Annotated in this window: 3 protein-coding genes; all 3 read right to left on the reverse strand. The window is 66.5% G+C overall.

Annotated elements, in window-relative coordinates; translation table 11 throughout:
• The coding region (locus tag OG921_RS00005; protein WP_266110307.1) for a non-ribosomal peptide synthetase at positions 1 to 10,926 on the reverse strand (10,926 nt) is incomplete at its 3' end.
• Positions 10,927 to 11,207: 281 nt separating this feature from the next.
• Positions 11,208 to 11,960: a precorrin-4 C(11)-methyltransferase gene (cobM, locus tag OG921_RS00010; protein ID WP_266110308.1), complete on the reverse strand. Its 753-nt coding sequence runs from the start codon at positions 11,958 to 11,960 to the stop codon at positions 11,208 to 11,210.
• A 4-nt stretch (positions 11,961 to 11,964) separates the two neighbouring features.
• Positions 11,965 to 12,390, reverse strand: coding sequence for a PPOX class F420-dependent oxidoreductase (locus OG921_RS00015; RefSeq protein WP_266110309.1), 426 nt, complete (start codon positions 12,388 to 12,390; stop codon positions 11,965 to 11,967).
• Positions 12,391 to 12,422 lie beyond the last annotated feature (32 nt).

A 12,422-nucleotide genomic window follows, 5' to 3' on the forward strand; every position in this document is an offset into this window, starting at 1 on the left:
CAACTCGATATCACCCACCACGCTCGACGCATCCGCGGCCACCGCCTCGAGCACACGGGTGTAGCGCTGCGCGAAGTTCTCGATCGTGGACTCGTCGAACAGATCGGTCGCGTAGATCAACTCGACGGCAAGCGCCCCGGGCGATCCATCGACGCCCGGGGCAGTCGTGATCGCGACCTGCAAATCGGTCTTGGCCATCGCCGCGTCGAACTCGACCGCACCCACCCGCAGACCCGGCAACTCGAACCCGGCCTGCGCAAAGTTCTGGAAGAACAGACTCACCTGGAACAACGGGTTACGCGCCGTCGACCGCGCCGGATTGAGCACCTCCACCAACCGCTCGAATGGCACCTCCGCATGCCCGAACGCACCCAGATCCGTCTCCCGCACCCGCGCCAACAACTCCGTGAACGACTCACCGCCATCCACCGCCGTGCGCAGCACCAGCGTGTTGACGAACATACCGATCAGATCATCGAGCTCCCGCTCCCCACGACCCGCGATCGGCGAACCGACCGCAATATCGTCGGTCCCCGACAACCGCGCCAACACCACCGCCAGCGCGGCATGGGCAACCATGAACACCGTCGCCTCATTCGCGCGCGCCACCGCGGCCAACGCGGCATGCAACTGCTCCGGCAGGATGTACTGGATCTTTGCGCCACGGAAGGACTGCACCGCCGGCCGCGGCCGATCCGAAGGCAGATCCAGCTGATCCGGCACACCCGCCAACTGGGTTGTCCAGTAATCGATCTGGTTCGTGATGAGTGACTGCGGATCGTCCTCGGAACCCAGGACCTGCCGCTGCCACAACGCGAAATCGGCATACTGCACCGGCAGAGGAGTCCAGCCCGGCGCCTCACCGCGGGTGCGTGCCTCATAGGCGATCATCACGTCCCGGGCCAGCGGACCCATCGACACACCATCACCGGCGATGTGATGCACCACGAACACCAACACATGCTCCGGCGCCGCCGCATCCATAACCCGCAACAAGCGAGCCCGTACCGGCACAGCAGTCGTCACATCGAAACCGACCAGCACGGTATCGAGCACCGCACCCAAGACACCGGACTCGATGACCTCGACCGGCGACAGATCCACCGGCACCTCACCGGCCCCCACAATCCGCTGGAACGGACCCGCCGCATCCTCCGGATACACCGTCCGCAACGACTCGTGCCGTTCGACCACGTCCCGCACCGCGGACCGCAGAGCATCGACATCCAAATCGCCGGTCAACCGGATCGCCATCGGGATGTTGTCGCCCGCGGAATCCGGATTCAACCGGTTCAGGAACCACATGCGCTGCTGCGCGAACGACAGCGGCACCAATTGCGGCCGCGGCCGCGCCTCGAGCGCCACTCGACCAGAACCAGCATGCGATTCCACCGCCACCGCAAGACGTTCCACGGTGGACGCTTCGAACAACACCCGCACCGGCACGCTGGCATCCAACGCCGCGCCCAGCCGGGACGTCACCTGTGTCGCCAACAGGGAGTTGCCACCCAGCTCGAAGAAATCATCATCCAAACCGACCCGCTCAACCCCAAGCACCTCGGCGAACACCGACGCGATCGCCTGCTCGATCGGCGTCGTCGGCGCCCGGAACACCACCGCCTCGAACACCGGCACCGGCAACGCCTTACGATCCAGCTTCCCGATCGGGGTCAACGGGAATTCATCCAGAACGATGATCTGCGCCGGCACCATGTACGACGGCAGACCCACCCCGACCGCCGCCGTCAACTGCGCCACATCCACCGTCGCACCATCCGCAGCAACCACATACGACACCAGCGACACACCACGCACCGGATCCTGATGACCCAATGTGACTGCCGACAACACCGCCGAATGAGCCACCAGCGCTGCATCGATCTCACCGAGCTCGATCCGCAGACCCCGGATCTTCACCTGGAAATCACTGCGCCCCAAATACTCCAGCTCACCGGCAGGAGCGGAGCCTGCGGAGCGACCCGCCGGCACTGCGGTCCAACGCACCACATCACCCGTGCGGTACATCCGGTCACCCGAGCCACCGTACGGATCGGCCACGAACCGGTCCGCGGTCAACTCGGCCCGCTGGTAACCACGCGCCAGCGCGGCACCCGCCAAATACAACTCGCCCGGGACACCACTCGGCACGGGGTGCAGCCGAGTATCGAGCACACGCACCGACATGCCGTGGATCGGACGACCAATGGTGATCGACCCCTCCGGACCGACCGGCCCATAGGTCGCCATCACGGTGCCCTCGGTTGGGCCGTACAAGTTGAAAAACCGCCGGCCCGGGCGATCCCAACGGCGCACCAAATCACCCGCGAGCGCATCACCAGCGGTCGACACGCAGGTGAACTCCGGCACCGCGTCGGGATCGACCGTGGCCAGCACCGCGGGAGTGATGACAGCATGGGTCACTGCCTCGCTCGCCAACAGAGCGGTCAGCTCGCCGCCACCGACGACCGACGGCGGCGAAACGACCAGCGTCGCACCACGTGCAAACGCCGAAACCCATTCGAACACCGAAGCATCGAAACTTGGCGACGCGACATGCAGGAACCGCGAACCCGGCTCGTCGCCGTACAGCTCCCGCACCGAGGCCACCAGTCCGGCAAGGCCGGTATGCGTGAGCGTCACACCCTTCGGCCGACCGGTCGAACCCGAGGTGTAAATCATGTACGCCGCGTTCGTCGCGCGCAGCGCACCCGACCGGTCCGCGTCGGTCACCGGCTCGGCAGGAATCCCGGCCAGCAGCGCCGCGGTCCCATCGGTATCCAACGTCAGCCAGTCGACCTCGCCGGGCAGCGCAGACGCCAGTCCCGATGCGGTAATACCCACCAGTGCACCGGAATCGGTCAACATGAAACTGACCCGATCCACGGGGTAGCGCGGATCCACCGGCACGAAAACACCACCGGCCTTGGCCACCGCCCACACCGCCACCAACATGTGCAGCGAGCGCGGCAACGCCAACGCAACCCGCGTCTCCGGCCCAACCCCGCGACCGATCAGCCAACGCGCCAACCGATTCGACTCGGCATCGAGCTCCGCATATGACATCGACTCGCCGTCGAAACGCACCGCCGTGATGTCCGGCCACCGCGCCGCCGCAGACTCGAAGACCTCGGGCAGCAGGCTGCTGTACGGAACAGCGGGACCACGGGCTCCCGACAGCCGGGACTGCTCCTCGGAATCAAGGATCGCGATATCCCCGACCGTCGCGGTGGGATCGGCGGCAACGGCCTCGAGCACTCGCGTCAGTCGCTGCGCGAAGACGACCATCGTCGATTCGTCGAAAAGATCCGTGGCATAAGTCAGCGACCCGGCCATGCCGGCGTCGGAACCGTCGCCGAACCGATCCGCGAAAGTGACCTGCAGATCGACCTTCGCGGTATCCGCCACCGCATCCAAGACCGCCAACGTGAGCCCCGGCAACTCGAACCGCGTCGTACCCAAATTCTGGAACGCCAACGCCACCTGGAACAACGGATTGCGAGCCGGCGACCGAACCGGATCCAACACCTCCACCAACCGCTCGAACGGCACATCCGCATGCCCGAACGCACCCAGATCCGTCTCCCGCAAACGCGCCAATAGTGCCGCGAACGACTCACTCGGAGCGATCTCGGTACGCAGGACGAGCGTGTTGACGAACATACCGACCAGATCATCGAGCTCACGCTCACCACGACCCGCAATCGGCGTGCCCACCGCAATATCGCCGGTCCCCGACAACCGCGCCAACAGCACCGCCAGCGCAGCGTGCACCACCATGAACGGCGTCGCATCGTGCGCACGGGCCAACTCCACCACCCCGGCATGCTGCTCGGCCGAGAGTTCGAACCCGACCGTGGCACCACGACCCGACGCCACCGCCGGCCGCGGCCGATCGAACGGCAGCCCCAATTCATCGGGCACACCCGCGAGTTGCGTTTTCCAATAGTCGATCTGCCGCGAAATCAACGATTCGGCATCACCATCGGAGCCGAGCACCGCACGCTGCCACAACGCAAAGTCGGCGTACTGCACCGGCAACGGCGCCCACCCCGGCACCTCACCACGCGTCCGCGACTCATAAGCCACCATCACATCCCGCGCCAACGGACCCATCGAGAACCCGTCCGCGGCGATGTGATGCACCACCACCACCAACACGAACTCATCGCCGACAACAGCGGCATCGGTGACGTCTGCGACGTCGGTGACCCGGAGCAGCCGCGCCCGGACCGGCACCTCGACCGTCACATCGAACCCACGACCGACAATCCCGGCCACCGCACCGAACAGTTCCGCCTCGGTCACCGGCACCGGCACGAGATCCAGATGCGCCTCGGCGGCCGGCAGCACCTGCTGGAACCCGAGCCCATCGATCTCGGGGTAGATGGTGCGCAACGATTCGTGACGCACCAGCAGATCGCCAATCGCGGCCTGCAGCGCATCCACATTCAAGGCACCCGACAACCGGATCGCCATCGGAAGGTTGTTCACCGCCGAGTCCGGGTCGAACCGGTTCAGGAACCACATCCGCGACTGCGCCATCGACAACGGCACCCGCTCCGGACGCGGACCGGCCACCAACGCCACGCGGCCCGTACCGGTATGCGATTCCACCGCCACCGCAAGACGTTCCACCGTCGGCGCCTCGAACAGCACCCGCACCGGCACCCTGGCATCCAACGCCGCGCCCAGGCGCGACGTCACCTGCGTCGCAAGCAGACTGTTGCCGCCCAAAGCGAAGAAGTCGTCGTCCAGGCCGACGTGCTCGATCCCGAGCACCTCGGCGAACACCCCCGCCACCGCCTGCTCCACCGGAGTCGTCGGGGCACGGAACACCGCCACCTCGAACACCGGCGCCGGCAGCGCCTTACGGTCCAGCTTGCCCGACACATTCAACGGGAACGCGTCCAGCACCATCACCGACTCGGGCACCATGTACGACGGCAGTAGCGACTTGATCGCCGAGCGCAACGCGTCCACATCGATCTCGGTCCCCGCCATACTCGGGACGACATAGGCCACCAACCGGTCACCCAGGTCGTCCGCGCGCACCAGCACTACCGCCTGACCCACCTGCTCCTGCGCAAGGAGAGCGGTCTCGATCTCACCCAACTCGATGCGCTGACCACGGAACTTCACCTGGAAATCGGTACGCCCCAGGTAGTCCAGGACACCGGTACCGGAGGAATCAGTTGTCCAGCGCACCAGGTCACCGGTGCGGTACATGCGCCCACCCGCCGGATCGAACGGGTCCGCCACGAACCGGTCCGAAGACAGATCCGGGCGACCGTGATACCCGCGCGCCAACTGCACACCCGCCAGATACAACTCACCCGAGACACCATCCGGGACCGGACGCAACCGGGCATCCAACACATAAGCCCGCGAATTACCTTGCAGCACACCAATCGTGACACTCGCCGCATCCGCGGGGACCTCGACCGCGGTGATCGACACCGCCGCCTCCGTCGGGCCGTACAAGTTCTGCACCCGCGCCGAAGACACGCTCGCGAACGCCTGCACCGTCTCGAGCGGCAACGCCTCGCCGATCACGAACACATCGCGCAACGTCACCAACTGCTCCGCGCGGGCTTCGCGCGCGAACACCGACAACATCGACGGCACGTAATCGGTCAGCGTCACACCCTGCTCGGCGATCACCCGGCACTGATACCCCGGATCGCGATGACCATCCGCAGTCGCCACCACCAGCCGCGCACCCACCGCCAGGGTCAGGAAATAACCCCACAACGACACATCGAACGTCGTCGCCGTCTTCTGCAGGTAAATGTCATCGGCGGTGATGTCGTACTCGCCGATCATCCAGCCGACCTGGTTCACAATCGCCGCATGGCTGACCGCCACACCCTTCGGCCTACCGGTCGAACCCGACGTGTAGATGACATAGGCCGCGTTGTCCGGGCGCACCGGCGCCACCCGATCCGCATCCGTCACCGGGGCAGTCGAATACGCAGACAGGTCGTGGCCGTCCACATTCAGGACGGACCTCACCCCTGCCTCGAACCCGTCCCGCGTGGTCGACAAGACCACCACCGGATCCGAGGACTCGAGCACCCACCCGATCCGCTCGGCCGGGTGATCGGGATCCACCGGCACATAGGCCCCACCCGCGGTGACCACCGCATACATACCGACCACCAGATCCAGACTGCGCCGCATCCCCAGCACAACCCGCGACTCCGGACCCACACCCAACGACACCAAATGCCGCGCCAGCCGATTCACCCGTGCCGCGAACTCGCCGTAGGACAGCGACTCACCCTCGAACAGCACCGCGGTCGCACCCGGGGCGGCGGCAGCGGCCCGCTCGAACCGATCCAACAACAAACCCTCGAACGCACCGACTTCCGTCGCATTACGCTCCACGAGCACGACGCTGCGTTCAATGGCATCGAGCAAGTCGATATCACCAACCGGCACAGCAGGATCGGACACAGCCGCGTCGAGCAGCCGGACGAAGCGCTCGGCCAGCCGGGTGACCGTCGAGGTATCGAACATGTCTGTCGCGTAGTCGATCGACCCGGCGATACCGGCGTGCTCACCGGAATTCTCGGTGAGTGTGACGTACAGATCGAATTTCGCAGCCACTACCGGGGCGTCGATTCCCTCAACCGTCAGCCCCGGCAACTCGAACCGCACCGAAGCGAGATTTTGGAACGCCAGCCCAACTTGAAAGAGGGGGTGGCGCGCCTGAGAGCGAACCGGATTGAGTACCTCCACGAGGCGCTCGAACGGCACGTCCGAATGTCCGAACGCCGCGAGGTCGGATTCGCACACCCGCTCGAGCAGACCGGTGAACGATTCGCCGGGCTGAATCTCCGTGCGCAGCACGAGGGTGTTGACGAACATGCCGATCAAGTCGTCGAGAGCAGCCTCGCCGCGTCCGGCTACCGGTGTGCCGATCGCGATATCGTCGCCATCCGAGATCCGTGCCAACAGCACGGCGAGCGCAGCATGCACCACCATGAACCGGGTGGCGTTGTGGCGGCGCGCGAGTCCATCGATCTGCTTGTGCAACTCGGGCGAGATCTCGAAGCCGACCTGCGCGCCAGCGTAGGTGGCCACCGCCGGGCGGGGCCGATCCTTGGGCAGCGCCGTCTCATCGGGCAGCCCTGCAAGGTTGTTCGTCCAGTAGGCGAGCTGGCGCGAGATCAGTGATTCCGGATCATCCTCGGACCCGAGCAATTCCCGCTGCCACAGCGCGAAGTCGGCGTACTGCACCGGGAGGTTCGCCCATGTCGGCGGCCGCCACCCGGTCCGTAAGGAGTAGGCGATCATCACGTCGCGCGCGAGCGGGCCCATCGACCAGCCGTCCGCGGAGATGTGATGAACAACCACCGTCAGCACGTGGTCGGTGTCATTGAGTGCGAACAGCCGCGCGTGCAGCGGAACCTCGGTGGTGACGTCGAAGCTGATCAAGCTGGTCTCGCCGAGCAGACGCGACAGTTCCTCCGCCGTCACTTCGATCGGCGTGAGGTCCGGAACCGATTGCGGCGCATCGAGAACTACCTGCGTGGCTCCGGTGGTCGACAATGGGAAGACGGTCCGCAACGACTCGTGCCGCTGGATCACGTCGAGGATCGCGATCTGCATCGCGGCGATGTCGAGTTCGCCACGCAGCCGGATCGCCACGACGATATTGTCGGCCGACAGCGATGAGTCGAACTGGTTGAGGAACCACATTCGCTGCTGTGCGAGCGAAAGCGGCACCACTTCCGGGCGCTCGGCGGCAACAAGTGGGTGCCGTCCGTCGCGGCCCCCATCGACCTCGGCGCGCGCGGCGAGGCCGGACACCGTCGGCGCGTCGAATACCAGCCGCACCGGGACGGTCGCGTTCAGCGCGGCACCGAGGCGCGAGGCAACCTGCGTAGCGCTCAACGAGTTCCCGCCGAGATTGAAGAATTCGTCGTCCGCGCCCACCCGGTCGATACCGAGGACCTCGGCGAAGATGCCGGCGACGATCTGCTCAATCGGGGTGCTCGGTGCCCGGAATTCGTGCGTCTCGAACACCGGGGCCGGCAACGCCGCGCGATCCAGTTTGCCGACCGGTGTGAGCGGAACCGCGTCGATGACGACTACCGACGCGGGTACCATGTGGCCTGGCAACGTCCGGGCAACGAACGAGGTTAGATCGTTCGTGTCGACCGACCGGCCGCGCTTCGCGGTGACGTAGGAGACCAGCATGGTCCCGAATGCGGCTTGGTGTGCCACCGTCACAACGAAGTCCACGTCCGGGTGTACAGCGACCGCTGCGTCGATTTCTCCGAGCTCGATGCGGTATCCGCGCACCTTGACCTGAAAATCGCTGCGGCCGAGGTACTCGAGCGCGAGGGGTGCCGCGCTCGGGTCGTTCAGCGAGGGCACACCGTCGACGGCGTACCACCGCACGACGTCTCCGGTGCGATACATCCGCGCGCCCGGCGCACCCCATGGATTGGGCACGAATCTGCCCGCTGTCTGCGTCGGTCGGGCGTGATAGCCGCGGGCCAGCGCGCTTCCCGACAGATAGAGTTCGCCGGCAACTCCTGCCGGCACCGGACGCAACCGAGCATCGAGCACCAGCCCCGACGTCCCCGGGATAGGCGACCCGATCGTCACCGGCCCACCCGCGTCGAGTTCCGCATACGACGAGATGATCGTGGTCTCGGTCGGGCCGTACCCGTTGAGGAACCGACGCCCCGGCGCCCAACGCGCCACCAACTCCGGCGTGCACACATCCCCACCGGTCTGCACCGTCTCGAGGTCCGGCAACCCCGCCGGATCCATCGTGCCCAGCACCGCCGGGGTGATCATCCCGTGCGTCACCCGCTCGGTGGCCAGCAGCTCGGTCAATTCGACGCCACCGATCACCCCCGCGGGCGCGATCACCAAGGTCGCGCCGCGTGAGAAGGCGGCGGTCCACTCGAGCACCGACGGATCGAAACTCGGCGAACACACATGCAGGAACCGTGAATCCGAATCCACCGCATACAACTCGGTCGCGTACTGCGTCAGTTCCGCCAATCCGGCATGCGTAACGGCGACACCCTTCGGGCGCCCCGTCGAACCCGAGGTGTAGATCACGTAAGCCGTGTTGCCCGGGCGAATCGGCGCCGCCGGCACCGTCCGGGTCGCCTCGTACTTGGCCAGCGTCTGGTCGGTATCCGGCGCATCCAGCACCAGCCACTCCACCCCACCGGGCAGACCCTGTACATGTGCCGAAGCCGTAATACCCAGCAGCGCTGCAGAATCAGCGAGCATGTACTCGACACGGTCCGCCGGATAGGTTGGGTCCACCGGTACATACGCCGCACCGGTCTTGGCCACCGCCCACACCGCTACGACCATGTCGTAGGACCGCGGCAATGCCAACGCCACCAACTTCTCCGGCCCCACACCCCGACCAATCAACCACCACGCCAACCGATTCGACGATTCGTCCAACTGCGCGTACGTGTAGGACCGGCCTTCGAACCGCACCGCCGTCGCCCGTGGATCCCGCCCCACACCTGCGGTCAACAACTCCGCCAACAACCGCACCGGCATCGCGCCCGCCCGCAGCACCCCGGTGAGCGACGCCAACTCATCACTGTTGAGGATTTCGATATCCCCCACCGGCGCAGCGGGATCGGCAGCGAGCAGCGCGCCGATCACGGCAACGAAACGGTCGTAGTGCGCACGCAGTTCGGACTCGTTGTAGCGGTTGGGGTTTGCTTCGAAGTCGACGCGAGAGAGGCCGTCCTCGCTCGGGTAGATGTTGACCGACAGATCCTCGACCGGACCGGTGGACAGCACGTTGAACCGGCCCGCGTACTCGCCGAGAACGACGTCGGACGGGAAGTTCATGATGTTGATCGCCGGTCCGTAGAACCCGCGCGCGGATCCGCTGCCGATATCGCGGCGCAAATCCTCCGCGCGGTACCGCTGATGGCGCAGCGCACCGGTCAGCTCGAGCTGGGCGGCAGTGACCAGATCGCGCAGCGACGTTGTCGGCGTGACCGAAAAACGCAGCGGGACGACGTTGGACATCATGCCGCCGGAGCGGCGCAGCACCGCGCTCGTTCGGGCCGAGACCGGCAGGCTGAGCACCAGATCGGAGGTGTCGGTCAACCGCGCGAGGAACACCGCGACCGCCGCAATCGTGATTGCGGTTTCCGCGGTATCGAGGGTCGCCGCCGCGTCGCGCATCGCGGCCGCGACGCCATCGGGCAGTAGGCCGCCGACGACCCGGGACCGGCTGTCCATGGTGCCGGCACGCACCGCGAGGGTGCCGGGTGCGGGGAGGTCCGCGGCCTTCGCCAGCCAGTACGCGCGGTCCTTCTCGGCGCGGGTTGAGCCGTAGTACTCGTCCTCGGTGTCGTTGATGGCGGTCAGGTCCGCGATCCGGGCCTGCGCCGGCTCTTCGTTGCGGATCGCGGCGGTGTAGCGCTCCGCGGTCCGGCTCAGCAGCTGGATCGCGCCGAACCCGTCGAGCGCGATGTGGTGGGCGCAGGTGTACCAGTAGTAGTGCTCGTCGCCGAGGCGCAGCACCGCGGAGTTGATCAGCCGGTCGGTGAGCAGGTCGCGTGGGGTGGAGTGATCGGCGAGCATCCACTCCCGCGCCGCCGCGACCGGATCGGGCGAATCGCGCAGATCGACGCTCTTGTTGACGAAGCCGAGGGTCGGGTCGACCACCTGGTGCGGCACGCCATCGACCTCGACCAGGCGCAGCATCGAACTGCCGAACTCATGCGCAGCGTCGCTGCACGCCTGCGAGAGCACGTCGACATCGAGGATGCCGTGGATCTCGACATAGGTCGCGATCAGGATCGGAGTGTCGGGCGCGAGATGCTGGGCGAACCAGATACCGCGCTGTGCGGCGGTGAGCGGAAACGGCCGCATGGACCGCCCTGCGACGGTCTCTTCATCGAATCCGTCGAAGTTCACGCGATCCAATCCGTTCCCCTAACACCTGCGTCCGCAGCCGGCCGGCCGCGGACACCCCGACATGCCGTCACCTCCACCAAGAGGGGAGGAACGGCCGACAAGTGTGAAACATCCATGTGTTTATCTACCGAATGTGTCTTGCGTTACAGTTTTATATCGAACGTGCCACGCAACACAGCGCCGGGGGTCATGTTTCGAGACTCCGCCGTGACACGGGGTGCCGATCGGCGCATCGAATGCAGGCGCGGCGGGTGCCCCGCCTGGTCGAAGTGGGTGTCGCCTCAACCCACCGAACCGCGGTCGCGGCGGCTGTCGTAGAGGTGCGAATCGCCACCGCGGGCGCGTCCGACGGCCGCACCGGCGATGATCACCGCGGCCTGCCGCAGACCGGCGGCCTCGACGCGCTCGGCGATGTCACCGAGCCGGCCGCGGAGCACCAGCTCACCGGGCTGACTTGCCCGGTACACGACCACGACCGGGCAGTCGACGCCGTACTCCGGGATCAGGTTCTCCACCAGTTCGGGGACGTGCCGAATCGCCAGGTGCAGCACCAGCGTCGCCCTGGTCTGTGCGAAGTTGGCCAGCGCCTCGGATGCCGGCATCTGCGTGGATCTGGCGTGCGCGCGGGTGAGCACCACGGACTGGACCACCTCGGGGACCGTCAGCTCGACCCCGAGCCGGGCCGCGGCGGCGGCGTAGGCGGGCACGCCAGGAGTCACGTCCCAGGGCACACCGTGCGCGTCCAGCCGACGGGTCTGCTCGGCGAGTGCCGAGTAGATCGACGGATCACCCGAACACAGTCGCGCCACGTTCTGTCCCCGCTCGTACGCGGCGACGAGGTGCGCGGTGATCTCGTCGAGGTCGAGTTGCGCAGTGTCGATGCGGCTGGCGCCCGGCGGGCAATGATCGAGCACCGCGGCATCGAGATAGGTGCCCGCATAGAGGCACACCTGGCTGGTCTCGATGAGCCGCACGGCGCGCACGGTCAGCAGGTCGGCGGCGCCCGGTCCAGCGCCGATGAAGTGGACAGTCACCTACTCAACCCGTCACATCGAAATTTGCGATCACCTTCGTCGGCCGCACCCGGACGACGAACTCGCCGGGCACGCCGTTGCGACGGCCGAACTCATCGGCACGATCGGCGCCCATATAGCGCCGCCCGATCTGGGTCGCGGTACGTACCAGTTCGACTGGGTCCTCGGATACCTCCGCGACGCCCTGCACCTGGACGAAGGCGAACGGCGGCTCGTCGACGTCGACGCAGACCGCGACGCGGGGGTCGCGCAGCAGTGCGCGCCCCTTCGCGGTGCGGCCGTTGGTGTTGAACACCAGTGCGTCGCCCTCGAGCACGAACCACACCGGGGCGACGAGTGGCCGCCCATCGGCAGCGGTGAAAGCCAGTTTGGCAGTACGGGTGCCGTGCGCGAGGAACTCGCGGACACGCGGATCGGACAGGCTGGCCATTCGAGCCAGCCTAATCGCGCACGGCACCGCTC

The organism is Aldersonia sp. NBC_00410 (assembly GCF_026342035.1).
Lineage (GTDB): Bacteria > Actinomycetota > Actinomycetes > Mycobacteriales > Mycobacteriaceae > Aldersonia.